The organism is Pseudomonas sp. LS.1a (assembly GCF_022533585.1).
In the GTDB taxonomy this organism is placed as follows: Bacteria; Pseudomonadota; Gammaproteobacteria; order Pseudomonadales; family Pseudomonadaceae; genus Aquipseudomonas.
This window is the reverse complement of the sequence record NZ_CP092827.1, coordinates 502,148-527,189: the sequence shown is the minus strand read 5'-3', so window position 1 is coordinate 527,189 and position 25,042 is coordinate 502,148. Positions and strand designations below refer to the sequence as shown.

The window sequence follows — 25,042 nt, the reverse complement described above, 5'->3', positions numbered from 1 at the left end:
ACGTTCTCCTAGGCTTCGCACGCCGAAGAGGCCGGGTTCACCAGGCGCTCGAGGGTCGTACGGTCCAAAATTTTCGTATCCAGTTTGATATAGATGGCGGCTTCTTCCGCCACCACGACGGCGTCGGTCACACCCGGCACGGCCATCAGGCGCTCGGTCAGGCCGGCTTCCCGGACTGCCTCTGGCGTCAGCGGCATGCGCAGGCTGGTCACATAGGGCGGCTCGTTCATGCGCAAGGCAACGACCAACCAGATGGCACACAGTACCGCACAACCGAGGAACACCATGTTCAGCCCGCCGTGCTGGAACAACCAGCCACCGAGGATTCCTCCCAGGGCAGCACCGAGGAACTGGCTGGTGGAGTAAACCCCCATTGCCGTCCCCTTGCCACCTGCAGGCGACACCTTGCTCACCAGCGAAGGCAGCGATGCCTCCAGCAGGTTGAATGCAGTAAAGAATACCACGGTGCCGATCACCAGTCCGCGCAAACCGTCAGCCCACTGCCAGAAGAACACCTCCACCAGCAGCAACACACTGACCGCCCCGGCCAGCACGCGTTTCATCTTGCGCTTTTTCTCGCCGTAGATGATGAACGGGACCATTGCAAAAAATGAGATGAACAATGCGGTCAGGTATACCCACCAGTGCTGCTCCTTCGGCAGACCGCCGCGCTCGACGAAGGCCAGTGGCAGCGCGACGAAGCTGGCCATGAGGATGGCGTGGAGGATGAAGATGCCCGCGTCCAGGCGCAGAAGGTCCGGATGGCGCAGGGTCGGGCCGATGGCCTGGCGCGCCACACCCGACTCACGGTGCTGCAGGATGCTGTGGGTATTGGGCACGACAAAGGCGATCAGCAGGATGCCGACCAGGGCAAGTCCTGCCGTGGCGAGGAACAATCCTGACAAGCCAAAGGCACGAGTCAGCAATGGGCCGACGACCATGGCGACGGCAAACGACAGGCCGATGCTCATGCCGATCATGGCCATGGCCTTGGTCCGGTGCTGCTCGCGGGTGAGGTCGGACAGCAGCGCCATGACCGCAGCGGAAATCGCCCCGGCCCCCTGCAGGATACGCCCGGCGATCACACCCCAGATGGAGTCGGCCTGGGCCGCCAATACACTGCCCAGGGCAAAGATCACCAGCCCCAGGTAAATCACCGGCCGGCGGCCGATGCGGTCGGAAATCATCCCGAACGGGATCTGCAAAACGGCCTGGGTCAGGCCATAGGCACCAATGGCCAGGCCAATCAGCGCAGGTGTGGCACCGGCCAGGTCCATGCCGTAGGTGGCCAGCACCGGCAAGACCATGAACATGCCCAGCATACGAAAGGCAAAGACCAGGGCCAGGCCGCCAGCGGCGCGGGTTTCGCCGCCACTCATGCGCTCGTTGTGGGTGTCGTGCATGGATTAACCTCGTGTGAACCGGCGGCGATTCTATCAGTCCGACAGCGTGACGGCATCTACGCGACGCTTTGCCGCGTACTGGCAGGGCGCCGTATACTTCCTTGTTTATGCCCGCCGAGCGAGGCCGCAGTGGACAAGATCCTGATTCGTGGGGCACGCACCCACAACCTGAAGAACATCGACCTGACCCTGCCCCGGGACAAGCTGATCGTGATCACCGGCCTGTCCGGTTCCGGCAAGTCGTCCCTGGCGTTCGACACCCTGTACGCTGAAGGCCAGCGCCGCTATGTCGAATCGCTGTCGGCCTACGCCCGGCAGTTCCTGTCGATGATGGAAAAGCCTGACGTCGACACCATCGAAGGCCTGTCGCCGGCCATTTCCATCGAGCAGAAGTCGACCTCGCACAACCCCCGCTCCACGGTCGGCACCATCACCGAAATCTACGACTACCTGCGTCTGCTGTACGCCCGCGTCGGTACCCCACGCTGCCCGGACCACGATATCCCGCTGGAGGCGCAAACGATCAGCCAGATGGTCGACCTGGTGCTGGAGCGCCCGGAAGGCAGCAAGCTGATGCTGCTGGCGCCAGTGGTGCGCGAGCGCAAGGGCGAGCACCTGGCGGTGTTCGACGAATTGCGTGCCCAAGGCTTTGTGCGTGCCCGGGTCAACGGCAAGCTCTACGAGCTCGACGAACTGCCCAAGCTGGACAAGCAGAAAAAGCACAGCATCGATGTGGTGGTGGACCGCTTCAAGGTCCGCGCCGACCTGCAACAGCGCCTGGCCGAATCGTTCGAGACCGCGCTCAAGCTGGCCGACGGCATCGCCCTGGTGGCACCGATGGATGATGAACAAGGTGAAGAGACGATCTTCTCCGCGCGCTTCGCCTGCCCGGTCTGTGGCCATGCCATCAGCGAGCTGGAGCCGAAGCTGTTCTCCTTCAACAACCCCGCCGGCGCCTGCCCGACCTGCGATGGCCTGGGGGTGAAGCAGTTCTTCGACACCAAGCGCCTGGTCAATGCCGAACTCACCTTGGCCGAAGGCGCGATCCGCGGCTGGGACCGGCGTAACGTGTACTACTTCCAGATGCTCGGCTCGCTGGCCGCGCATTACGGCTTCAGCCTGGAGGAGCCGTTCGGCCAGCTGTCGGCCGAGCACCAGAAAGTGATCCTGCAGGGTAGCGGCAAACAGAGTATCGACTTCAAGTACCTCAACGACCGTGGCGACATCGTCAAGCGCTCGCACCCGTTCGAAGGCATCGTGCCGAACCTGGAGCGTCGCTACCGCGAGACCGAGTCGGCCACCGTGCGTGAAGAACTGGCCAAGTTCCTTGGCACCCAGCCCTGCCCGGACTGCCGCGGCACCCGCCTGCGCCGCGAGGCACGACATGTGTGGGTGGGTGAAAAGACCCTGCCGGCGGTGACCAACCTGCCGATTGGTGAAGCCAGCAACTACTTCGGCGAACTGACCCTGACCGGCCGCCGTGGCGAAATTGCGGCGAAGATCCTCAAGGAAATCTGCGAGCGCCTGCAGTTCCTGGTCAACGTCGGTCTCGACTACCTCACCCTCGACCGCAGCGCCGATACCCTGTCCGGTGGCGAAGCGCAGCGTATCCGCCTGGCCAGCCAGATCGGCGCTGGCCTGGTAGGGGTGATGTACATCCTCGATGAGCCGTCCATCGGCCTTCATCAGCGCGACAACGACCGCCTGCTGGCCACCCTCAACCACCTGCGCGACCTGGGCAACACGGTAATCGTGGTGGAACACGACGAAGACGCCATCCGCCTGGCCGACTATGTGGTGGACATCGGCCCGGGGGCCGGTGTACACGGCGGGCAGATCGTCGCCGAGGGCTCGCCGCAGGAAGTCATGGCCCACCCCGACTCGCTGACCGGCAAGTACCTTTCCGGGCGCAAGAAGATCGTCGTCCCGGCCAAGCGCACGCCGCGCAACAAGAAGCTGCAACTCAAGCTCAAGGGCGCACGTGGCAACAACCTGCAAAACGTCGACCTGGAAGTCCCGATCGGCCTGCTGACCTGCGTGACCGGTGTATCCGGCTCGGGCAAGTCGACGCTGATCAACAACACCCTGTTCCCACTGGCCGCCACCGCCCTGAATGGTGCAAGCAGCCTTGAAGCGGCGCCGCATGCCAGCATGGATGGCCTGCAGCACCTGGACAAGGTAGTGGATATCGACCAGAGCCCGATCGGCCGCACCCCTCGCTCGAACCCGGCGACCTACACCGGCATCTTCACGCCGATCCGCGAGCTGTTCTCCGGTGTGCCGGAATCGCGTTCGCGCGGCTATGGTCCGGGGCGCTTCTCGTTCAACGTCAAGGGTGGCCGTTGCGAGGCCTGCCAGGGCGATGGCCTGATCAAGGTGGAGATGCACTTTTTGCCGGACATCTACGTGCCGTGCGACGTGTGCAAGAGCAAGCGCTACAACCGCGAAACCCTGGAGATCAAGTACAAGGGCAAGAACATCCACGAGGTGCTGGAGATGACCATCGAGGATGCCCGCGAGTTCTTCGATGCAGTGCCGGCGCTGGCGCGCAAGCTGCAGACGCTGATGGATGTGGGGCTGTCGTACATCAAGCTGGGGCAGTCGGCGACCACGCTGTCGGGCGGCGAGGCACAGCGGGTGAAGCTGTCGCGCGAACTGTCCAAGCGTGACACCGGCAAGACCCTGTATATCCTCGACGAGCCGACCACGGGCCTGCACTTTGCCGATATCCAGCAGTTGCTGGACGTGCTGCATCGCCTGCGTGACCACGGCAATACCGTGGTGGTGATCGAGCACAACCTGGATGTGATCAAGACCGCGGACTGGCTGGTGGATCTGGGGCCGGAGGGTGGCTCGAAAGGTGGGCAGATCATTGCCTGCGGTACGCCGGAAGAGCTGAGCGAGATGAAGCAGTCGTATACCGGGCATTATCTGAAACCGCTGCTGGAGCGGGATCGGGCGTGAGGCCTTGGGGGCGCTTTGCGCCCCTGTTGCGACACAAGGCCGCTCCCACAGGAGGAGTGCATTTGTCTGTGGGAGCGGCCTTGTGTCGCGACAGGGCTGCAAAGCAGCCCCCAGCTTTTACATCTGCGATTGCAGGTAGTTTTCCAGGCCGATGGCCTTGATCAGCCCCTGCTGCTTCTCCAGCCAGTAGGTGTGATCTTCTTCGGTGTCAGCCAGTTGGGCACGCAGGATGTCGCGGCTGATGTAGTCCTTGTGCAGTTCGCACAGCTCGATGCCTTTGCATAGCGCGCCGCGCACCTTGTACTCGAGCTTGAGGTCAGCCTCGATCATTTCCGGCACGGTGCTGCCCACTTCCAGGTCGTCCGCGCGCATGTCAGGGGTGCCTTCGAGCATGAGGATGCGACGCATCAGGGCATCGGCGTGCTGCGTCTCTTCTTCCATTTCGTGGTTGATGCGCTCGTAGAGCTTGGACAGGCCCCAGTCTTCGTACATCCGCGAGTGAATGAAGTACTGGTCGCGCGCCGCCAGTTCGCCCTTCAGCAGCGTAACGAGGTAGTTGATTACGTCCGGGTGACCTTGCATCGCCCTGCTTCTCCATGTGAAAACGTCTATGCCACATAGTGTGAACCAGCTTTTGCCAGCGGTCACTGAAAAACGCGCAATCAGAAGCAAAAAATCGGTCAAACAGTAGTGATATTCATTGAAAAACCGCCCAAATGAGGGCGGTTCTTCTTATCACTTCGACTTAAGCGAGATTGACGCCCAGGGCCTTGGCGACCCCTTCGCCGTAGGCCGGATCGGCCTTGAAGAAGTACTGCAGCTGGCGCTGGACCACGTCTTGGCTGACGCCTGCCATGGTGCCGGCAATGTTGTTGATCAGCAGGGCTTTCTGCTCATCGCTCATCAGGCGGAATAGCGCGCCGGCGTGGCTGTAGTAGTCGGTGTCTTCACGGTGATCGTAGCGGTCAGCCGAACCATTCAGGGCCAGTGCAGGCTCGGCATGGCGCGGCGACTGCTTCGGTGCATCGCTGTAGCTGTTGGGCTCATAGTTCGGTGCACTGCCGTAACTGCCAGCAGCCATGGAACCATCACGCTGATAGCTGTTAACCGGGCAGCGTGGTGCGTTCACCGGCAGTTGCTGGTGGTTGGTGCCCACCCGGTAGCGGTGCGCGTCAGCGTAGGCGAATACACGCCCTTGCAGCATGCGGTCTGGCGACAGGCCGACACCCGGCACCATGTTGCTCGGACCAAAGGCAGCCTGCTCGACCTCGGCAAAGTAGTTGAGCGGGTTACGGTTGAGCTCCAGCACGCCCACCTCGATCAACGGGTAGTCCTTCTGCGACCAGGTCTTGGTCACGTCAAAGGGGTTCTCGTCGCGGCTGGCAGCCTCGGCTTCGCTCATCACCTGGATGCATACGGTCCAGCGCGGATAGTCGCCTCGCTCAATGGCTTCGAACAGGTCGCGCTGCGCGTAGTCCGGGTCAGTACCTGCCAGGCGCGCGGCATCTGCCGGGGCGAGGTTCCTGATACCTTGCTGGGTCTTGAAGTGCCATTTGACCCAAGTGCGCTCACCCTCGGCATTGATCAGGCTGTAAGTGTGACTGCCGAAACCGTGCATGTGGCGGTAGCCGTCCGGAATGCCGCGATCGGAGAACAGAATGGTGACCTGGTGCAACGCCTCGGGGGAGTGCGACCAGAAGTCCCACATCATCTGGGCGTTCTTCAGGTTGGATTGCGGGTGACGCTTCTGGGTGTGGATAAAGTCCGGGAACTTCAGCGGGTCGCGAATGAAGAATACCGGCGTGTTATTGCCGACGATGTCCCAGTTGCCTTCCTCGGTGTAGAACTTAACGGCGAAACCACGCGGGTCGCGCTCGGTATCGGCGGAGCCACGCTCGCCACCAACGGTAGAGAAGCGCAGGAAAGTTTCGGTCTGCTTGCCAACCTGTTCAAACAGCTTGGCACTGGTGTAACCGGTGATATCGCGGGTGACGGTAAAGGTACCGTAGGCGCCCGAGCCCTTGGCGTGCACGCGGCGCTCAGGAATGTTCTCGCGGTTGAAATGGGCAAGCTTCTCGATCAGGTGGAAGTCGTCGAGCAGCAGCGGGCCGCGCGGGCCGGCGGAACGGGAATTCTGGTTGTCGGCTACAGGTGCACCGCTGGCGGTGGTGAGAATCTTGCTCATGGGCTCTCCTTATCGGTCTACAAGCGCCGGCTAATCGGCTTTGGAGAGAGTATTGACGAGCAAGGTTACAAGAACAAATTCATTACATGACTTATATCAATAGAAATAAACAATGCATGTAGCAACAAAAAACCGGGCACTAGGCCCGGTTCTTTGTAGCAGACAGAACGTCTTACTCAGCAGCTTCTACAGCACCGCCGACCGGACGATCAACCAGCTCGACGTACGCCATAGGGGCGTTGTCGCCAGCGCGGAAACCGCACTTCAGGATGCGCAGGTAGCCGCCCTGACGGGTGGCGTAACGCTTGCCCAGGTCGTTGAACAGCTTGCCAACAGCGGACTTCGAACGGGTACGGTCGAAGGCCAGACGGCGGTTAGCTACGCTGTCTTCCTTGGCCAGGGTGATCAGCGGCTCGGCAACGCGGCGCAGTTCCTTGGCTTTCGGCAGGGTGGTTTTGATCAGCTCGTGCTCGATCAGCGACACTGCCATGTTCTGGAACATAGCCTTGCGGTGAGAGCTGGTACGGCTCAGGTGACGTCCACTTTTACGATGACGCATGATTCATTCCTTACCAAACACTACGTTCGGTGATTACGACGATCAGGCGGTCGCCTTGTCGTCTTTCTTAAGACTTGCAGGCGGCCAGTTGTCGAGGCGCATGCCGAGAGACAGACCACGAGAGGCCAGGACGTCCTTGATTTCAGTCAGGGACTTCTTGCCCAGGTTAGGAGTCTTCAACAGCTCTACTTCGGTACGCTGAATCAGGTCGCCGATGTAGTAGATGTTCTCCGCCTTGAGGCAGTTGGCCGAACGTACAGTCAGTTCCAGGTCGTCAACCGGACGCAGCAGGATCGGATCGATCTCGTCTTCCTGCTCGACTACGACAGGCTCGCTGTCACCTTTGAGGTCGACGAACGCGGCCAGCTGCTGTTGCAGGATGGTCGCAGCGCGGCGGATAGCCTCTTCAGGATCCAGGGTGCCGTTGGTTTCCAGATCAATGACCAGCTTGTCCAGGTTGGTACGCTGTTCAACACGGGCGTTCTCGACCACATAGGCGATACGACGCACCGGGCTGAACGAAGCGTCCAGCTGCAGACGGCCAATGCTACGGCTTTCGTCTTCGTCGGTTTGACGGGAGTCGGCCGGCTCGTAACCACGACCACGAGCTACAGTGAGCTTCATGTTCAGGGCGCCGTTCGACGCCAGGTTCGCGATTACGTGATCGGGGTTGACGATCTCGACATCGTGATCCAGCTGAATATCGGCAGCGGTAACCACCCCCGAACCCTTTTTCGACAAGGTCAGCGTAACTTCGTCACGACCGTGCAGTTTGATAGCCAGGCCTTTCAGGTTCAACAGGATTTCAATTACGTCTTCCTGAACACCTTCGATCGCGGAGTACTCGTGGAGTACGCCGTCGATCTCGGCCTCGACTACTGCACAGCCAGGCATGGAGGACAACAGGATGCGGCGCAGCGCGTTGCCCAGGGTATGGCCGAAGCCACGCTCGAGAGGCTCGAGCGTGATCTTGGCGCGGGTCGGACTGACTACCTGCACATCAATGTGGCGGGGAGTCAGGAACTCATTTACCGAAATCTGCATGGATGCACCTATTTTCTAGCCCTTACTTGGAGTAGAGCTCGACAATCAGGTTCTCGTTGATGTCGGCAGACAGGTCGCTGCGAGCAGGAACGTTCTTGAAAACGCCCGACTTTTTAGCAGCATCCACATCAACCCACTCAACGCGGCCACGCTGGGCGCACAGTTCAAGGGCTTGAACAATGCGCAGCTGGTTCAGCGACTTCTCGCGAACCGCGACCACGTCACCCGGACGAACTTGGTAGGATGGAATGTTTACAGTCTTACCGTTGACGCTGATCGCTTTGTGCGAAACCAGCTGACGGGACTCGGAACGAGTCGAGCCGAAGCCCATACGGTAGACGACGTTATCCAGACGGCACTCGAGCAGTTGCAGCAGGTTTTCACCGGTTGCGCCTTTTTTCGAGGCTGCAGCCTGGTAGTAACCGCGGAACTGACGCTCCAGAACACCGTAGATACGACGAACTTTTTGCTTCTCGCGCAGCTGGGTGCCGTAGTCGGACTGACGGCCACGGCGCTGGCCGTGGATACCTGGGGCTGCTTCGATGTTGCACTTCGATTCCAGAGCGCGAACGCCGCTCTTCAGGAACAGGTCAGTGCCTTCACGACGAGACAGTTTGCATTTTGGACCAATGTAACGTGCCATTTATCTGTCTCCTGATTACACGCGACGCTTCTTCGGCGGACGGCACCCGTTGTGCGGGATTGGCGTCACGTCGGTGATGCTGGCGATCTTGTAGCCGCAGCTGTTCAGTGCACGAACGGCGGACTCACGACCTGGACCTGGACCCTTGACGTTTACGTCGAGGTTCTTCAGACCGTATTCCAGCGCAGCTTGACCAGCACGCTCAGCAGCGATCTGGGCTGCGAACGGGGTGGATTTGCGCGAACCACGGAAACCCGAACCACCGGAGGTCGCCCAGGACAAAGCGTTGCCCTGACGGTCGGTGATGGTCACGATGGTGTTGTTGAAAGAGGCATGGATGTGGGCGATGCCATCAACCACTGTCTTTTTGACTTTCTTACGAGGACGAGCAGCAGGTTTTGCCATGTCTATATTCCTGGGCGATTACTTGCGGATCGGCTTACGCGGGCCCTTACGGGTGCGTGCGTTGGTCTTGGTGCGCTGACCGCGAACCGGCAGACCTTTACGATGACGCAGGCCGCGGTAGCAACCCAGGTCCATCAAGCGCTTGATCTTCATGTTGATGTCACGACGCAGGTCACCTTCGGTGGTGAACTTCGCGACTTCGCCACGCAGGGTTTCGATTTGCTCGTCGCTCAGATCCTTGATCTTAGCGGCTGGGTTTACACCAGCGTCTGCACAGATCTTCTGTGCAGTAGTGCGACCGACACCATAGATGTAGGTCAGCGAGATAACAGCATGCTTGTTATCTGGAATGTTGACGCCTGCAATACGGGCCATTCAGTGGGACTCCAATTGACAGCTACCTACGCCCCGGAAGCCAAGAAATAGGGCGCGAGATAATATCGCTGTAGAAACGAATAATCAACCCAGCAGCACACTAGCTGCTGGGTTTGAAGCGCAGATCACACTCAGCCTTGGCGCTGTTTGTGACGCGGTTCCGCGCTGCAGATCACTCGTACGACGCCTTCGCGACGGATGATCTTGCAGTTACGGCACAGCTTTTTCACCGATGCACGAACTTTCATTACCGACTCCTCGAACCTTAGGGGCGTATCAGCGCAGCAGACCGCTGCCACCGTAGCCTTTCAGGTTGGCTTTCTTCATCAGGGATTCGTACTGGTGCGAAACGAGGTGCGATTGTACTTGGGACATGAAGTCCATCACAACCACTACCACAATCAGCAACGAGGTCCCGCCAAGGTAGAACGGCACATTTGCTGCCACCACCAGGAACTGGGGCAGAAGGCAGACGGCCATCATGTAAAGAGCACCGAACATGGTCAGACGGGTCAGAACGCCATCAATGTAGCGTGCCGACTGCTCACCAGGACGGATACCCGGAATAAAGGCACCGGACTTCTTCAGGTTTTCCGCTACGTCTTTCGGATTGAACATCAGCGCTGTGTAGAAGAAGCAGAAGAAAATGATCCCTGCACTAAACAGCAAAATGTTCAACGGCTGACCAGGAGCGATCGACTGCGAGATGTCCTGCAGCCAGCCCATACCTTCGGACTGACCGAACCAGGCACCCAGCGAAGCCGGGAACAGCAGAATGCTGCTCGCGAAAATGGCCGGGATGACCCCCGCCATGTTCACTTTCAGCGGCAAGTGGCTGGTCTGCGCAGCGAAGACCTTGCGGCCCTGCTGACGCTTGGCGTAGTGAACGGCGATACGACGCTGACCACGCTCAATGAACACCACGAAGCCGATAATCGCTACTGCCAGCAAACCGATAGCGACCAGGGCGAAAATATTGATATCGCCTGTGCGCGCAGACTCGAAAGACTGCCCGATTGCTCTCGGAAGACCGGCAACGATACCTGCGAAGATCAACATCGAGATACCGTTGCCCACACCGCGCTCGGTGATCTGCTCGCCCAGCCACATCATGAACATCGCGCCTGCCACGAAGGTGGAGACGGCGACGACATGGAAGCCCAGACCTACAGAAAACGCCACGCCCTGGTTGGCCAGGCCAATGGACATGCCAATGGCTTGAACCAGTGCCAGGATAACGGTGCCGTAGCGGGTGTACTGGCTGATCTTGCGACGGCCAGCTTCACCTTCCTTCTTCAACTGCTCCAGTTGCGGGCTGACCGCCGTCATCAGCTGCATGATGATCGATGCCGAGATGTACGGCATGATCCCCAGTGCAAAGATGCTCATGCGCTCGAGCGCGCCACCGGAAAACATGTTGAACAAGCTAAGAATGGTCCCCTCATTCTGCCGAAACAGATCCGCCAGACGGTCCGGATTGATGCCAGGAACCGGGATATGCGCACCTATCCGATAGACGATGATCGCCATGAACAGAAAGCGCAGACGAGCCCAGAGTTCCGACATCCCGCCCTTACCGAGCGAAGAGAGAGCACCTTGCTTAGCCATTTATTCCTCGAACTTGCCGCCAGCTGCTTCGATAGCCGCACGCGCACCCTTGGTGGCTGCGATACCCTTGATGGTGACTGCGCGAGTGACTTCGCCAGACAGCATGATTTTCACGCGCTGTACGTTCTGGCCGATCACGTTGGCATCCTTCAGGGATTGCACGGAGATCACGTCGCCTTCCACCTTGGCCAGCTCGGACAGACGCACTTCGGCGCGGTCCATGGCTTTCAGGGAAACGAAGCCGAACTTCGGCAGACGACGGTGCAGCGGCTGTTGACCGCCTTCGAAGCCAGGAGCGATCGAACCACCCGAACGGGAAGTCTGACCTTTGTGGCCACGGCCGCCGGTCTTACCCAGACCGCTACCGATACCACGACCTGGACGATGCTTCTCGCGACGGGAACCCGGCGCTGGACTCAGATCATTGAGTTTCATCGATTAACCCTCGACCTTCAGCATGTAGTAAGCCTTGTTGATCATCCCGCGGTTTTCGGGAGTATCCTGGACTTCTACAGTGTGACCGATGCGACGCAGACCCAGGCCTTTAACGCACAGCTTGTGGTTAGGCAGACGGCCCGAGACGCTCTTGATCAGCGTTACTTTTACGGTTGCCATGATCAGAAGATCTCCTCGACGCTCTTGCCGCGCTTGGCAGCAATGGATTCAGGAGATTGCATGGCTTTCAGACCCTTGAAGGTGGCGTAAACCACGTTCACTGGGTTGGTCGAACCGTAGCACTTGGCCAGAACGTTCTGAACACCAGCAACTTCCAGGACAGCACGCATTGCGCCACCGGCGATGATACCGGTACCTTCCGAGGCAGGCTGCATGTAAACCTTCGAGGCGCCGTGGGCAGCCTTGGTGGCGTACTGCAGGGTGGTGCCCTTCAGGTCAACCTGGATCATGTTGCGGCGAGCAGCTTCCATGGCTTTCTGGATCGCGGCAGGTACTTCGCGCGACTTGCCACGGCCGAAGCCAACACGACCTTTACCATCACCTACCACGGTCAGCGCGGTGAAGGTGAAGATACGGCCGCCTTTTACGGTTTTGGCAACGCGGTTAACTTGAACCAGCTTCTCGATGTAGCCTTCGTCGCGCTTTTGATCGTTATTTGCCATAACTTAGAACTCCAGCCCGCCTTCACGAGCAGCATCAGCCAGCGCTTTGACGCGGCCATGGTACTTGAAGCCGGAACGGTCAAAGGCAACTTGAGATACACCGGCGGCTTTCGCACGCTCAGCTACCAGCTTGCCAACCTTAGTGGCCGCGTCGATGTTGCCAGTGGCGCCATCACGCAGTTCTTTGTCCAAGGTCGAGGCGCTTGCCAGAACCTTGCTGCCGTCGGCCGAAATGACCTGGGCGTAGATGTGCTGCGAGGAGCGGAACACGCACAGGCGCACGACTTCGAGTTCGTGCATCTTGAGACGTGCTTTGCGAGCGCGACGCAGTCGAGTAACTTTTTTGTCGGTCATTTGCTAGGCCCTACTTCTTCTTGGCTTCTTTACGACGGACTACTTCGTCCGCGTAACGCACACCCTTGCCTTTGTAAGGCTCTGGCGGACGGAAGTCGCGGATTTCAGCGGCCACCTGACCCACCAGCTGCTTGTCGATACCCTTGATCAGGATGTCGGTCTGGCTTGGGGTTTCAGCGGTGATACCGGCTGGCAGTTCGTAGTCCACTGGGTGCGAGAAGCCCAGGGCCAGGTTCAGGACGGTGCCCTTGGCCTGTGCCTTGTAACCAACACCGACCAGCTGGAGCTTGCGCTCGAAGCCTTGGCTTACGCCCTGGACCATGTTGTTCACCAGAGCGCGGGTGGTACCGGCCATGGCGCGAGCTTGCTGGTCACCGTTACGAGCGACGAAACGCAGCTCGCCAGACTCTTCGGTAACTTCAACAGACGAGTGAACGTTCAGTTCGAGAGTACCTTTGGCACCCTTCACCGAAAGCTGCTGGCCGGCGAATTTGACTTCGACACCTGCTGGCAGCTTAACGGGGTTCTTAGCGACGCGAGACATGCCTATCTCCCCTTAGAACACTGTGCACAGAACTTCGCCGCCGACACCGGCAGCGCGCGCAGCGCGATCAGTCATCACACCTTTGTTGGTGGAGACGATAGACACGCCCAGACCGCCACGTACTTTCGGCAGTTCTGCGACGGACTTGTACTGGCGCAGGCCTGGACGGCTGGAGCGCTTCAGTTCCTCGATGACCGGACGGCCTTCGAAGTACTTCAGTTCGATCGACAGGGAAGGCTTGGCCTCACCAGTTACCTGGTAGCCGGCGATGTAACCTTCGTCTTTCAGAACTTTGGCAACCGCGACCTTCAGGGTGGAGGAAGGCATGCTTACGACGGACTTTTCAGCCATCTGGGCATTACGGATGCGAGTTAGCATGTCCGCTAACGGGTCCTGCATACTCATGGGCTAGATGCTCCTGATACAAGAATTATTAGCCTTGCGGCTATCACAACCACCCGAGCGGACAGGGCAAAAAACCCAGGCTCAGGTGAGCCGGTCATTCTAGACACAAGGCAGAAACGAAACAAGCCCCATATAGGGGCTTGTTTGTTGGCGAAGTCACCGGCGGTCGGAAGATTGCTCCCCTTCCGCCGGGATCCTGCCTGCAGCGATTACCAGGAGGCCTTGACCAGACCTGGTACGTCACCGCGCATTGCAGCTTGACGCAGCATGTTACGGCCCAGGCCGAACTTACGGTATACACCGTGAGGACGACCGGTCAGGCGGCAACGGTTGCGCAGACGCGAGGCGCTGGCATCACGTGGCTGCTTCTGCAGGGCGACAACGGCAGCGAAACGCTCTTCAGGAGAGGCGTTCAGGTTGACGATGGTCGCTTTCAGCTCGGCACGCTTTTTGGCGTACTTGGCTACCGTGAGCTGACGCTTCAGCTCGCGGTTTTTCATGCTCTTCTTGGCCATTTTCCTACTCCAATCAGTTGCGGAACGGGAACTTGAAAGCACGCAGCAGAGCGCGGCCTTCGTCGTCCGAACGAGCAGTGGTGGTCAGGGTGATGTCCAAACCGCGCAGAGCATCGATCTTGTCGTAGTCGATTTCCGGGAAGATGATCTGCTCTTTCACGCCCATGCTGTAGTTGCCACGGCCATCGAAGGACTTGGCATTCAGGCCGCGGAAGTCGCGAACCCGAGGCAGGGAGATCGCCAGCAGGCGGTCCAGGAATTCGTACATCTTGTCGCGACGCAGGGTCACCTTGACGCCGATCGGCCAGCCTTCACGGACTTTGAAGCCCGCGATGGATTTACGAGCGAAAGTCACGACCGGCTTTTGACCGGTGATCTTTTCCAGGTCGGCAACAGCGTGCTCGATGACTTTCTTGTCGCCGATCGCTTCGCCCAGACCCATGTTCAGGGTGATCTTGGTAACGCGCGGAACTTCCATCACGTTCGACAGCTTAAGTTCTTCCTTAAGCTTAGGAGCGATTTCGTTCCGGTAAATCTCTTTCAGTCGTGCCATGGTCTTCTACCTAGCAGTGTTCAAGCATCAACCGCTTTTTGGGTCGACTTGAAGACACGAATTTTTTTACCGTCTTCTACTTTGAAACCAACGCGGTCAGCCTTGTTGGTTTCGCCGTTGAAGATGGCAACGTTGGAAGCGTGCAGAGGCGCTTCTTTTTCGACGATACCGCCCTGTACGCCCGCCATCGGGTTAGGCTTGGTATGACGCTTGACCAGGTTCACGCCACCAACAACCAGACGGTTATCAGCCAGAACCTTCAGCACCTTACCGCGCTTACCTTTGTCTTTGCCGGCGATCACGATGATCTCGTCGTCACGACGAATCTTTTGCATGTCGGATCTCCTTACAGCACTTCAGGGGCGAGCGAGACGATCTTCATGAACTTCTCGGTACGAAGTTCACGGGTCACTGGCCCGAAGATGCGAGTGCCGATCGGCTCTTGCTTGTTGTTCAGCAGAACAGCAGCGTTGCCGTCGAAACGAATGATGGAACCGTCAGCGCGACGAACACCGTGACGGGTACGCACGACAACAGCAGTCATCACTTGGCCTTTCTTGACCTTACCGCGCGGAATTGCTTCCTTGACGGTTACCTTGATGATGTCACCGATGCCGGCGTAACGGCGGTGCGAACCGCCGAGAACCTTGATGCACATGACGCGACGAGCGCCGCTGTTATCGGCCACATCGAGCATGGATTGAGTCTGAATCATAAAATTTCTCCGACCCTTCGCCCTTAGACTTCAACAGCGCGTTCGAGGACTTCAACCAGTGCCCAGGACTTGGTCTTGGCCAGCGGACGGGTTTCACGGATGGAAACCTTGTCGCCGATCTTGCACTGGTTGGCTTCGTCGTGCGCGTGCAGCTTAGTCGAACGCTTAACGTATTTACCGTAGATCGGGTGCTTGACGCGACGCTCGATCAGAACGGTGATGGTCTTGTCCATTTTGTCGCTGACGACACGGCCAGTCAGCGTACGGACGGTTTTTTCAGCTTCAGCCATGATCACTTACCTGCCTGCTGGTTGAGCACAGTTTTCACGCGAGCGATGTCACGCTTAACTTGCGAGAGCAGGTGCGACTGCCCCAACTGGCCAGTTGCTTTCTGCATACGCAGATTGAACTGGTCGCGCAGCAAGCCGAGCAGTTGCTCATTCAGTTGCTGTGCCGATTTTTCACGAAGTTCATTCGCTTTCATCACATCACCGTCCGCTTAACAAAGGAGGTGGCGAGAGGCAGCTTTGCAGCAGCCAGGGCGAAAGCTTCGCGCGCCAGCTCTTCAGAAACACCCTCGATTTCATACAGGACTTTGCCTGGCTGAATCTGGGCAACCCAGTATTCCACGGAACCCTTACCTTTACCCATACGAACCTCGAGAGGCTTCTTGGAGATCGGCTTGTCCGGGAACACACGGATCCAGATCTTGCCGCCACGTTTTACGTGACGGGTCAGCGCACGACGTGCGGACTCGATCTGGCGAGCGGTGAGGCGACCGCGAGCAACAGCTTTCAGGGCGAATTCGCCGAAGCTGACTTTGCTACCGCGCAGTGCCAGACCACGGTTGTGGCCGGTCATCTGCTTGCGGAATTTTGTACGCTTTGGTTGCAACATTTGGCGTACCCCTTACTTAGCAGCTTTTTTACGAGGCGCTGGTGCTTGTGGTTTCAGCTCTTCTTGGCGACCACCAATTACTTCGCCTTTGAAGATCCAAACCTTCACACCGATCACACCGTAAGTGGTGTGAGCTTCGTAGGTGTTGTAGTCGATATCGGCACGCAGGGTGTGCAGAGGCACACGACCTTCGCGATACCACTCGGTACGAGCAATCTCAGCACCGCCGAGACGACCGCTCACCTGGATCTTGATGCCCTTGGCACCAATACGCATGGCGTTCTGCACGGCGCGCTTCATGGCGCGACGGAACATTACGCGGCGTTCCAGCTGCTGAGCTACGCTCTGCGCAACCAGCATAGCGTCGAGTTCCGGCTTGCGGATCTCTTCGATGTTGATGTGCACAGGCACACCCATCTGCTTGGTCAGGTCCTGACGCAGCTTCTCGACATCTTCACCTTTCTTCCCGATAACGATACCTGGACGAGCGGTGTGGATGGTGATGCGTGCAGTTTGAGCCGGACGATGAATATCGATACGGCTTACGGACGCGCTTTTTAGTTTGTCCTGGAGGTACTCACGCGTTTTCAGATCCTTCAACAGGTAATCTGCGTAAGTAGCACCGTCTGCGTACCAGACGGAGGTGTGCTCCTTGACGATTCCCAGGCGAATGCCAGTGGGATGTACTTTCTGACCCATCTGATCGACTCCGTTACTTGTCCGCAACCTTGACAGTGATATGGCAAGACCGCTTGACGATGCGATCAGCACGGCCTTTGGCACGTGGCATGATGCGCTTCAGCGAACGCCCTTCGTTGACGAAGACGGTGGAGACCTTCAGGTCATCAACGTCTGCGCCTTCGTTGTGTTCGGCGTTGGCTACGGCCGACTCGAGGACTTTCTTCATGATTTCAGCGGCTTTTTTGCTGCTGAAGGCCAACAGGTTGAGCGCTTCGCCCACCTTCTTCCCGCGGATCTGGTCGGCGACCAAGCGGGCTTTCTGGGCGGAGATGCGAGCGCCCGACAACTTAGCGGCTACTTCCATTTCCTTACCCCTTAACGCTTGGCTTTCTTGTCAGCCACGTGCCCGCGGTAGGTGCGGGTACCGGCGAACTCGCCCAGTTTGTGGCCGACCATGTCTTCGTTCACCAGAACTGGGACATGTTGACGACCGTTGTGTACCGCGATGGTCAGACCGACCATTTGTGGCAGGATCATCGAACGGCGCGACCAGGTTTTAACTGGCTTGCGATCGTTCTTCTCCACCGCCACTTCGACCTTCTTCAACAGGTGAAGATCGATAAAAGGACCTTTTTTCAGAGAACGTGGCACTGTCGTATCCCTCTAGTTACTTGCGACGACGGACGATCATGTTGTCGGTACGCTTATTACCACGGGTCTTCGCACCCTTGGTTGGGAAGCCCCATGGCGATACCGGATGACGACCACCGGAGGTACGACCTTCACCACCACCATGTGGGTGGTCAACCGGGTTCATGGCAACACCACGAACGGTTGGGCGAACGCCGCGCCAGCGTTTGGCACCAGCTTTACCCAGCGAACGCAGGCTGTGCTCGGAGTTCGAGACTTCGCCCAGGGTCGCACGGCACTCAGCCAGGACTTTACGCATTTCACCAGAGCGCAGACGCAGGGTCACGTAGACACCTTCGCGAGCGATCAGCTGAGCCGAAGCACCAGCGGAACGAGCGATCTGAGCACCTTTACCCGGCTTCAGTTCGATGCCGTGAATGGTGCTACCTACTGGAATGTTGCGCAGCTGCAGGGAGTTACCGGCCTTGATTGGGGCCAGGGCACCTGCGATCAGCTGGTCGCCAGCGCTCACGCCTTTAGGGGCGATGATGTAGCGACGCTCACCGTCTGCGTAGCACAGCAGGGCGATGTGAGCAGTACGGTTCGGGTCGTATTCGATACGCTCGACAGTGGCTGGGATGCCATCTTTGTCGTTGCGACGGAAGTCGACCAGACGGTAATGCTGCTTGTGACCACCACCAACGTGACGAGTGGTAATGCGGCCATTGTTGTTACGACCACCAGACTTCGATTTTTTCTCGATCAGCGGTGCGTGAGGAGCGCCTTTGTGCAGCTCCTGATTGACCACCTTGACCACGAAACGGCGGCCAGGGGAAGTCGGTTTGCATTTAACGATTGCCATGATGCACCCCTTCCTTACTCAGCACTGCTGCTGAAATCGAGATCTTGGCCTGGCTGAAGGGAGACGATCGCCTTCTTCCAGTCATTACGCTTGCCCAGACCACGTGCGGTACGCTTGGTTTTACCCAGAACGTTAACAGTCGACACGTTTTCAACTTTTACGTTGAACAGGCCTTCGACAGCTTTCTTGATTTCCAGCTTGGTTGCATCGGTAGCAACCTTGAATACGAACTGGCCTTTTTTCTCAGCCAGAACGGTAGCCTTCTCGGAAACGTGCGGGCCAAGGAGGACTTTGAATACGCGTTCCTGGTTCATCCCAGCAGCTCCTCGAATTTCTTCACGGCCGAGACAGTGATCAACACTTTCTCGTATGCGATCAGACTGACCGGGTCGGAACCTTGTACGTCACGTACATCGACGTGCGGCAGGTTGCGAGCAGCCAGGTACAGGTTCTGATCAACAGCGTCGGAAACGATCAGTACGTCGTTCAGACCCATGCCGTTCAGCTTGTTCAGCAGATCTTTGGTTTTCGGCGCTTCAACAGCGAAGTCCTGAACCACGACCAGACGGTCGCTACGCACCAGCTCAGCGAGGATGGAGCGCAGGGCTGCGCGGTACATCTTCTTGTTGAGCTTCTGCGAGTGATCTTGAGGGCGAGCTGCGAAGGTTACACCACCGCCACGCCAGATCGGACCACGAGTGGTACCAGCACGAGCACGGCCAGTACCCTTCTGACGCCATGGGCGCTTACCGCCACCAGCCACGTCGGAACGGGTCTTCTGCTGCTTGGTGCCCTGACGGCCGCCGGCCATGTAGGCCACGACTGCTTGGTGTACCAGCGTCTCGTTGAATTCGCCACCGAAAGTCAGTTCGGAAACTTCGATCGCCTGAGCGTCATTTACATTGAGTTGCATGTCAGTTTCCCCTTAACCGCGAGCCTTGACAGCTGGACGTACAACCACGTCGCCGCCAGTAGCGCCTGGAACGGCACCCTTGACCAGCAGCAGGTTGCGTTCAGCGTCTACGCGAACTACTTCCAGGGACTGAACAGTCACGCGCTCGGCGCCCATGTGACCGGACATTTTCTTGCCCTTGAACACACGACCAGGAGTCTGGCACTGGCCGATGGAACCTGGGACACGGTGCGACACGGAGTTACCGTGGGTGTTGTCCTGGCCACGGAAGTTCCAGCGCTTGATGGTACCGGCGAAGCCTTTACCTTTGGACTGACCAGTAACGTCTACCAGCTGGCCTGCAGTGAAGAGTTCAGCTTTGATCAGATCGCCAGCCTGGAAATCGCCTTCTTCAAGACGGAACTCCCAGACACCGCGACCAGCGGCAACGTTGGCCTTGGCGAAGTGACCTGCCTGAGCGGCAGTCACACGCGAAGCACGACGCTCACCGACAGTGACTTGCACTGCACGGTAGCCATCGGTTTCTTCAGTTTTGAACTGGGTGACGCGATTCGGCTCGATCTCGATGACCGTGACCGGAATGGAGACACCTTCTTCGGTGAAAATGCGGGTCATACCGCATTTGCGACCGATTACACCAATAGTCATGTTGTAAACCTCATGAGTGTACGGGGCTTTCACCCGCTATGGCCGCCCATTTCAGAGCGTTACACGACTAGACCGAAGTCTTAGCCGAGGCTGATCTGTACTTCCACACCTGCCGCCAGATCAAGCTTCATCAGCGCATCAACGGTTTTATCCGTTGGCTGGACGATGTCCAGAACACGCTTATGAGTGCGGATCTCGTACTGGTCACGCGCGTCTTTGTTGACGTGCGGGGAAACCAGAACGGTGAAACGCTCTTTGCGGGTAGGCAGTGGAATTGGACCACGCACTTGTGCACCAGTACGTTTCGCGGTTTCCACGATTTCCTGGGTGGATTGGTCGATCAGGCGATGGTCGAAAGCCTTCAACCTGATACGGATTTGCTGATTTTGCATTGGATTTCAGACTCCAGGCTGTTCCCAACGGACGCACTACGCCCGCTAAAAGGAGGCGTGATTCTATAGACGCCCCCATTTAGTGTCAACCCAATAAAAAAAACCCCCGCTGAGCGGGGGTTTTTTCAATCGGTCGAGTGATTACTCGATGATTTTGGCTACGACGCCGGCGCCGACGGTACGACCGCCTTCACGGATAGCGAAGCGCAGACCGTCTTCCATTGCGATGGTCTTGATCAGGGTGACAGTCATCTGAATGTTGTCACCTGGCATTACCATTTCAACGCCTTCCGGCAGTTCGCAGTTACCGGTCACGTCAGTGGTACGGAAGTAGAACTGAGGACGGTAGCCTTTGAAGAACGGAGTGTGACGACCGCCTTCTTCCTTCGACAGAACGTAGACTTCTGCGGTGAACTTGGTGTGCGGCTTGACCGAACCTGGCTTGACCAGAACCTGGCCACGCTCAACGTCGTCACGCTTGGTACCACGCAGCAGAACGCCGCAGTTCTCGCCAGCACGGCCTTCGTCCAGCAGCTTGCGGAACATTTCGACACCGGTGCAGGTGGTGGTCGAAGTTTCACGCAGACCAACGATTTCCAGCGGATCCTGAACGCGGACGATACCACGCTCGATACGACCGGTAACAACGGTACCACGACCCGAGATCGAGAATACGTCTTCGATCGGCATCAGGAACGGCTGGTCAACGGCACGAACTGGCTCAGGGATATAGGCATCCAGAGTTTCTACCAGCTTCTTGACAGCGGTAGTACCCATTTCGTTGTCGTCTTTGCCTTCCAGGGCCATACGAGCCGAACCGATGATGATCGGGGTGTCGTCGCCTGGGAAGTCGTAGGTGGACAGCAGGTCGCGAACTTCCATCTCGACCAGTTCCAGCAGCTCAGCGTCGTCTACCAGGTCAGCCTTGTTCAGGAAGACCACGATGTAAGGAACGCCTACCTGACGGGACAGCAGGATGTGCTCACGGGTTTGTGGCATCGGACCATCGGCGGCCGAGCAAACCAGGATCGCGCCGTCCATCTGGGCAGCACCGGTGATCATGTTCTTCACGTAGTCAGCGTGACCTGGGCAGTCAACGTGAGCGTAGTGACGAATGTTCGAGTTGTACTCGACGTGAGCGGTGTTGATGGTGATACCGCGCGCTTTTTCTTCCGGAGCCGAGTCGATCTTGTCGAACTCAACGACTGCCGAACCGAAAACTTCGGAGCAGACGCGAGTCAGAGCTGCGGTCAGAGTGGTCTTACCGTGGTCAACGTGGCCGATGGTGCCGACGTTAACGTGGGGAAGGGAACGATCAAATTTTTCTTTAGCCACGACAGTGAACCTCTTGCCTAAAGGGGATTAGCCTTGTTTTTTAACGAGTGCTTCGACGATGTTCGACGGAGCTTCGGCGTATTTGGAGAATTCCATGGAGTAGCTTGCGCGACCCTGAGACATGGAACGAACGTCGGTTGCGTAACCGAACATCTCTCCGAGCGGAACTTCAGCGCGGACGACACGGCCAGAGACCGACTCATCCATACCCTGGACCAGACCACGACGACGGTTCAGGTCACCCATCACGTCACCCAGGTAGTCTTCCGGGGTTACAACTTCGACCTTCATGATCGGCTCGAGAACCACGCCACCGCCCTTCTGGGCCAGTTGCTTGGTTGCCATCGAAGCGGCGATCTTGAACGCCATTTCGTTGGAGTCGACGTCGTGGTACGAACCATCGAATACCGCGGCCTTCAGGCCGATCAGAGGATAACCGGCAACAACGCCGTTTTTCATCTGCTCTTCGATACCCTTCTGGATCGCAGGGATGTATTCCTTAGGAATGACACCACCAACGACTTCGTTGGAGAACACCAGACCTTCGGTGATGTTGCCCTTGTCGTCCTGCTCTGGCTCCGAGAAACGGATCCAGCAGTGACCGAACTGACCACGACCGCCCGACTGGCGAACGAACTTGCCTTCGATCTCGACACCGGACTTGGTGATCTTCTCGCGGTACGAAACCTGCGGCTTGCCGATGTTGGCCTCAACGTTGAATTCACGCTTCATGCGGTCAACGATGATGTCCAGGTGCAGCTCACCCATACCGGAGATGATGGTCTGGCCAGTCTCTTCGTCGGTCTTGACGCGGAACGACGGGTCTTCCTGAGCCAGTTTGCCCAGAGCGATACCCATCTTTTCCTGGTCCTGCTTGGTCTTCGGCTCGACAGACAGCGAAATCACTGGCTCCGGGAAGTCCATGCGCTCAAGGATGATTGGCTTGTCAGCGTCGCACAGGGTTTCACCAGTGGTAACGTCCTTCATGCCGATCAGGGCCGCGATGTCGCCAGCGCGCACTTCCTTGATCTCTTCACGCTGGTTGGCGTGCATCTGCACCATACGACCAACGCGCTCTTTCTTGCCTTTGACCGAGTTGATGACCGAGTCACCAGAGGTCAGAACGCCCGAGTAAACGCGAACGAAGGTCAGGGTACCTACGAACGGGTCGGTAGCGATCTTGAACGCCAGGGCCGAGAACGGCTCTGCGTCGTCAGCGTGACGCTCGTCCTGCTGCGCTTCGGTGATTTCATCCTTCGGCACTTCGGCCAGATCAGGGTGGATACCCTTGATCGCAGGAATCTCGGTCGGAGCAGGCAGGAAGTCGATAACGGCGTCGAGAACCAGGGGAACGCCCTTGTTCTTGAACGACGAACCGCAGACAGCCGGAACGATCTCGCTGGCCAGGGTACGCGCGCGCAGACCGGCCTTGATGTCTTCGACGGACAGGTCACCTTCTTCAAGGTACTTGTTCATCAGCTCTTCGTTGGCTTCGGCGGCAGCTTCAACCATGTTGTTGCGCCATTCGTTAGCCAGGTCGACCATATCCGCAGGAATTTCTTCCTCGCGGTAGGTGGTGCCCTTGTCGTCTTCGTTCCAGTAGATGGCTTTCATCTTGATCAGGTCAACCTGACCCTGGAAGTCGTCTTCTGCACCGATAGCCAGCTGGACCGGAACCGGGGTGTGACCCAGGCGGTTCTTGATCTGGCCGACAACGCGCAGGAAGTTGGCACCAGCACGGTCCATCTTGTTCACGTAAACAACACGTGGAACGCCGTACTTGTTGGCCTGACGCCATACGGTTTCGGACTGCGGCTCAACGCCGGAGGTACCGCAGAACACAACGACCGCGCCGTCGAGTACACGCAGCGAACGCTCTACTTCAATGGTGAAGTCAACGTGGCCGGGGGTATCGATGACGTTTACGCGGTAGTTGTCATACTGACCACGGGAACCTTTCCAGAAGGTGGTAACGGCAGCGGAGGTAATGGTGATACCGCGCTCCTGCTCCTGCACCATCCAGTCGGTGGTCGCGGCGCCGTCGTGCACCTCGCCCATCTTGTGGCTCAGACCTGTGTAGAACAGGATCCGCTCGGTAGTGGTAGTCTTGCCCGCGTCAACGTGGGCGCAGATACCGATGTTACGGTAGCGGTTAATTGCTGTAGTACGAGCCATAAAGCCCTCGCAAAATGATTGATGCTTGAATTAGAAGCGGTAGTGCGAGAACGCTTTGTTGGCCTCGGCCATACGGTGCACGTCTTCACGCTTCTTGACTGCAGCACCCTTGCCTTCAGCAGCATCCAGCAGCTCGCCGGCCAGGCGCAGAGCCATCGACTTCTCGCCGCGCTTGCGGGCGTAGTCTACGAGCCAGCGCATTGCCAGAGCGTTACGACGGGATGGACGAACTTCAACCGGAACCTGGTAAGTGGCACCGCCGACACGACGGGACTTAACTTCGACCAGCGGAGCGATGGCGTCGAGAGCTTTCTCGAAGATTTCCAGGGGGTCGCTGTTCTTGCGTGCTTTGACGGTATCCAGGGCACCGTAAACGATGCGCTCGGCTACAGCCTTCTTGCCGCTTTCCATCACGTGGTTCATGAACTTGGCGAGAATCTGGGATCCGTACTTCGGATCGTCAAGGATCTCACGTTTTGCTGCTACACGACGTCTTGGCATGATAAGCCCTCAAACGGTCTTCAGGTTAGCCCGGGACCAGGTCTTTCGACCCCTGCCCGACCTTACTCTTATCGACTCAAATAAATGGATGTCTGCAAACGACCGATTACTTCGGACGCTTGGTACCGTACTTCGAACGACCCTGGTTACGGCCTTTAACGCCCGAAGTATCCAGAGAGCCGCGAACGGTGTGGTAACGAACACCTGGCAAGTCTTTTACACGGCCGCCACGGATCAGGACGACGCTGTGCTCTTGCAGGTTGTGGCCTTCACCACCGATGTACGAGGAAACCTCGAAACCGTTGGTCAGACGCACACGGCATACTTTACGCAGTGCCGAGTTAGGTTTTTTCGGCGTGGTGGTGTACACGCGGGTGCACACGCCACGACGCTGCGGGCAGTTCTGCAGCGCAGGAACGTCGGACTTCTCGACCGAACGCTTACGCGGCTGACGTACCAGCTGGTTGATAGTTGCCATCTACTAGCTCCACTGATTGTCTTGCGACTCTATTGTCTTGCAAGAAAGCCAAAAATTGGCGAGACGGAGCCTCACCAAATTTAAGGGTACAAAAGTCTAAAGAGGATCTTGCACCCAGTCAAGACGAGGCCCCGGCCCTC

36 protein-coding genes are annotated in these 25,042 nt (G+C 58.1%); 1 reads left to right on the top strand and 35 read right to left on the bottom strand.

What is annotated here, in order from left to right; genetic code table 11:
* Positions 1–8: 8 nt before the first annotated feature.
* Positions 9–1,403, bottom strand: a complete 1,395-nt coding sequence (locus MKK04_RS02360; protein WP_063911039.1) for an MFS transporter — start codon at positions 1,401–1,403, stop codon at positions 9–11.
* A gap of 129 nt (positions 1,404–1,532) precedes the next feature.
* On the opposite strand from MKK04_RS02360, the gene uvrA reads away from it, so the two are divergent.
* Positions 1,533–4,367, top strand: coding sequence for an excinuclease ABC subunit UvrA (uvrA, locus tag MKK04_RS02355; RefSeq protein WP_207832723.1), 2,835 nt, complete (start codon positions 1,533–1,535; stop codon positions 4,365–4,367).
* 117 nt (positions 4,368–4,484) lie between these two features.
* On the opposite strand, the gene bfr is transcribed toward uvrA, so the two are convergent.
* From bfr to rpsL, 34 genes are all read right to left on the bottom strand, one after another.
* The gene (bfr, locus tag MKK04_RS02350; protein ID WP_003257116.1) at positions 4,485–4,949 is read right to left on the bottom strand and encodes a bacterioferritin; all 465 of its coding nucleotides are present in this window, start codon (positions 4,947–4,949) and stop codon (positions 4,485–4,487) included.
* Positions 4,950–5,112: 163 nt separating this feature from the next.
* Entirely contained in the window at positions 5,113–6,552 is a 1,440-nt protein-coding gene (locus MKK04_RS02345) for a catalase (protein WP_207832721.1), read from the bottom strand.
* 172 nt (positions 6,553–6,724) lie between these two features.
* Positions 6,725–7,111 carry a 50S ribosomal protein L17 gene (rplQ, locus tag MKK04_RS02340; RefSeq protein WP_003255451.1) on the bottom strand — a complete coding sequence of 129 codons (387 nt, stop codon included), beginning with the start codon at positions 7,109–7,111 and terminating at the stop codon, positions 6,725–6,727.
* 42 nt (positions 7,112–7,153) lie between these two features.
* Positions 7,154–8,155 (bottom strand): DNA-directed RNA polymerase subunit alpha, encoded by a 1,002-nt coding sequence (locus MKK04_RS02335; RefSeq protein WP_003255452.1) that lies wholly within the window; start codon positions 8,153–8,155, stop codon positions 7,154–7,156.
* A gap of 22 nt (positions 8,156–8,177) precedes the next feature.
* Positions 8,178–8,798: a 30S ribosomal protein S4 gene (gene rpsD / locus MKK04_RS02330; RefSeq protein ID WP_003257114.1), complete on the bottom strand. Its 621-nt coding sequence runs from the start codon at positions 8,796–8,798 to the stop codon at positions 8,178–8,180.
* Positions 8,799–8,813: 15 nt separating this feature from the next.
* Positions 8,814–9,203: a 30S ribosomal protein S11 gene (rpsK, locus tag MKK04_RS02325; protein ID WP_003255454.1), complete on the bottom strand. Its 390-nt coding sequence runs from the start codon at positions 9,201–9,203 to the stop codon at positions 8,814–8,816.
* Between the two features lie 18 nt (positions 9,204–9,221).
* Positions 9,222–9,578, bottom strand: coding sequence for a 30S ribosomal protein S13 (gene rpsM / locus MKK04_RS02320; protein ID WP_003257112.1), 357 nt, complete (start codon positions 9,576–9,578; stop codon positions 9,222–9,224).
* A gap of 131 nt (positions 9,579–9,709) precedes the next feature.
* Positions 9,710–9,826, bottom strand: coding sequence for a 50S ribosomal protein L36 (gene rpmJ, locus MKK04_RS02315; protein ID WP_002555468.1), 117 nt, complete (start codon positions 9,824–9,826; stop codon positions 9,710–9,712).
* A gap of 28 nt (positions 9,827–9,854) precedes the next feature.
* A complete protein-coding gene (gene secY / locus MKK04_RS02310; protein WP_003257108.1) occupies positions 9,855–11,186 on the bottom strand; it encodes a preprotein translocase subunit SecY in 1,332 nt (443 codons plus the stop codon).
* Positions 11,187–11,621, bottom strand: a complete 435-nt coding sequence (rplO, locus tag MKK04_RS02305) for a 50S ribosomal protein L15 (RefSeq protein ID WP_003257107.1) — start codon at positions 11,619–11,621, stop codon at positions 11,187–11,189.
* A gap of 3 nt (positions 11,622–11,624) precedes the next feature.
* On the bottom strand, positions 11,625–11,801 hold the full coding sequence (gene rpmD, locus MKK04_RS02300) for a 50S ribosomal protein L30 (protein WP_003255463.1): 177 nt from the start codon (positions 11,799–11,801) through the stop codon (positions 11,625–11,627).
* A gap of 2 nt (positions 11,802–11,803) precedes the next feature.
* Positions 11,804–12,304, bottom strand: coding sequence for a 30S ribosomal protein S5 (gene rpsE / locus MKK04_RS02295; RefSeq protein WP_003255465.1), 501 nt, complete (start codon positions 12,302–12,304; stop codon positions 11,804–11,806).
* A gap of 3 nt (positions 12,305–12,307) precedes the next feature.
* On the bottom strand, positions 12,308–12,658 hold the full coding sequence (rplR, locus tag MKK04_RS02290; protein WP_009397496.1) for a 50S ribosomal protein L18: 351 nt from the start codon (positions 12,656–12,658) through the stop codon (positions 12,308–12,310).
* Between the two features lie 10 nt (positions 12,659–12,668).
* The gene (gene rplF, locus MKK04_RS02285; protein ID WP_009681972.1) at positions 12,669–13,202 is read right to left on the bottom strand and encodes a 50S ribosomal protein L6; all 534 of its coding nucleotides are present in this window, start codon (positions 13,200–13,202) and stop codon (positions 12,669–12,671) included.
* Between the two features lie 12 nt (positions 13,203–13,214).
* A complete protein-coding gene (gene rpsH / locus MKK04_RS02280) occupies positions 13,215–13,607 on the bottom strand; it encodes a 30S ribosomal protein S8 (RefSeq protein ID WP_009681971.1) in 393 nt (130 codons plus the stop codon).
* A 209-nt stretch (positions 13,608–13,816) separates the two neighbouring features.
* Positions 13,817–14,122 (bottom strand): 30S ribosomal protein S14, encoded by a 306-nt coding sequence (rpsN, locus tag MKK04_RS02275; RefSeq protein WP_013970638.1) that lies wholly within the window; start codon positions 14,120–14,122, stop codon positions 13,817–13,819.
* Between the two features lie 13 nt (positions 14,123–14,135).
* Complete coding sequence (gene rplE, locus MKK04_RS02270; protein ID WP_003257095.1) at positions 14,136–14,675, bottom strand: 50S ribosomal protein L5; 540 nt, start codon at positions 14,673–14,675, stop codon at positions 14,136–14,138.
* Positions 14,676–14,695: 20 nt separating this feature from the next.
* The gene (gene rplX, locus MKK04_RS02265) at positions 14,696–15,010 is read right to left on the bottom strand and encodes a 50S ribosomal protein L24 (protein ID WP_013970637.1); all 315 of its coding nucleotides are present in this window, start codon (positions 15,008–15,010) and stop codon (positions 14,696–14,698) included.
* 11 nt (positions 15,011–15,021) lie between these two features.
* A complete protein-coding gene (rplN, locus tag MKK04_RS02260) occupies positions 15,022–15,390 on the bottom strand; it encodes a 50S ribosomal protein L14 (RefSeq protein ID WP_002555479.1) in 369 nt (122 codons plus the stop codon).
* A 23-nt stretch (positions 15,391–15,413) separates the two neighbouring features.
* Positions 15,414–15,680: a 30S ribosomal protein S17 gene (gene rpsQ / locus MKK04_RS02255; RefSeq protein ID WP_003255478.1), complete on the bottom strand. Its 267-nt coding sequence runs from the start codon at positions 15,678–15,680 to the stop codon at positions 15,414–15,416.
* Positions 15,681–15,682: 2 nt separating this feature from the next.
* A complete protein-coding gene (rpmC, locus tag MKK04_RS02250) occupies positions 15,683–15,874 on the bottom strand; it encodes a 50S ribosomal protein L29 (protein ID WP_002555481.1) in 192 nt (63 codons plus the stop codon).
* The gene (gene rplP / locus MKK04_RS02245) at positions 15,874–16,287 is read right to left on the bottom strand and encodes a 50S ribosomal protein L16 (protein WP_003255479.1); all 414 of its coding nucleotides are present in this window, start codon (positions 16,285–16,287) and stop codon (positions 15,874–15,876) included. Before rplP ends, rpmC begins: the two co-directional genes overlap by 1 nt.
* Positions 16,288–16,299: 12 nt before the next feature.
* On the bottom strand, positions 16,300–16,986 hold the full coding sequence (rpsC, locus tag MKK04_RS02240; protein ID WP_003255481.1) for a 30S ribosomal protein S3: 687 nt from the start codon (positions 16,984–16,986) through the stop codon (positions 16,300–16,302).
* Positions 16,987–16,999: 13 nt separating this feature from the next.
* The gene (gene rplV / locus MKK04_RS02235; protein WP_003103908.1) at positions 17,000–17,332 is read right to left on the bottom strand and encodes a 50S ribosomal protein L22; all 333 of its coding nucleotides are present in this window, start codon (positions 17,330–17,332) and stop codon (positions 17,000–17,002) included.
* An 11-nt stretch (positions 17,333–17,343) separates the two neighbouring features.
* Positions 17,344–17,619 carry a 30S ribosomal protein S19 gene (gene rpsS, locus MKK04_RS02230; protein ID WP_003255482.1) on the bottom strand — a complete coding sequence of 92 codons (276 nt, stop codon included), beginning with the start codon at positions 17,617–17,619 and terminating at the stop codon, positions 17,344–17,346.
* A gap of 16 nt (positions 17,620–17,635) precedes the next feature.
* Positions 17,636–18,460: a 50S ribosomal protein L2 gene (rplB, locus tag MKK04_RS02225; RefSeq protein ID WP_015268750.1), complete on the bottom strand. Its 825-nt coding sequence runs from the start codon at positions 18,458–18,460 to the stop codon at positions 17,636–17,638.
* A 14-nt stretch (positions 18,461–18,474) separates the two neighbouring features.
* Positions 18,475–18,774, bottom strand: coding sequence for a 50S ribosomal protein L23 (rplW, locus tag MKK04_RS02220; RefSeq protein WP_003255484.1), 300 nt, complete (start codon positions 18,772–18,774; stop codon positions 18,475–18,477).
* Positions 18,771–19,373, bottom strand: coding sequence for a 50S ribosomal protein L4 (gene rplD, locus MKK04_RS02215; RefSeq protein ID WP_008089819.1), 603 nt, complete (start codon positions 19,371–19,373; stop codon positions 18,771–18,773). The genes rplW and rplD overlap by 4 nt, the downstream gene beginning before the upstream one ends.
* Before the next feature lie 12 nt (positions 19,374–19,385).
* Positions 19,386–20,021, bottom strand: a complete 636-nt coding sequence (gene rplC / locus MKK04_RS02210) for a 50S ribosomal protein L3 (protein WP_003257089.1) — start codon at positions 20,019–20,021, stop codon at positions 19,386–19,388.
* Between the two features lie 80 nt (positions 20,022–20,101).
* A complete protein-coding gene (gene rpsJ, locus MKK04_RS02205) occupies positions 20,102–20,413 on the bottom strand; it encodes a 30S ribosomal protein S10 (protein ID WP_003186070.1) in 312 nt (103 codons plus the stop codon).
* A gap of 141 nt (positions 20,414–20,554) precedes the next feature.
* The gene (tuf, locus tag MKK04_RS02200) at positions 20,555–21,748 is read right to left on the bottom strand and encodes an elongation factor Tu (protein WP_023382632.1); all 1,194 of its coding nucleotides are present in this window, start codon (positions 21,746–21,748) and stop codon (positions 20,555–20,557) included.
* Between the two features lie 27 nt (positions 21,749–21,775).
* The gene (gene fusA / locus MKK04_RS02195; RefSeq protein WP_061551336.1) at positions 21,776–23,923 is read right to left on the bottom strand and encodes an elongation factor G; all 2,148 of its coding nucleotides are present in this window, start codon (positions 23,921–23,923) and stop codon (positions 21,776–21,778) included.
* 30 nt (positions 23,924–23,953) lie between these two features.
* Positions 23,954–24,424, bottom strand: coding sequence for a 30S ribosomal protein S7 (gene rpsG / locus MKK04_RS02190; protein ID WP_003246741.1), 471 nt, complete (start codon positions 24,422–24,424; stop codon positions 23,954–23,956).
* Positions 24,425–24,530: 106 nt separating this feature from the next.
* Positions 24,531–24,902, bottom strand: a complete 372-nt coding sequence (gene rpsL / locus MKK04_RS02185) for a 30S ribosomal protein S12 (RefSeq protein ID WP_003255492.1) — start codon at positions 24,900–24,902, stop codon at positions 24,531–24,533.
* Positions 24,903–25,042: the final 140 nt, after the last annotated feature.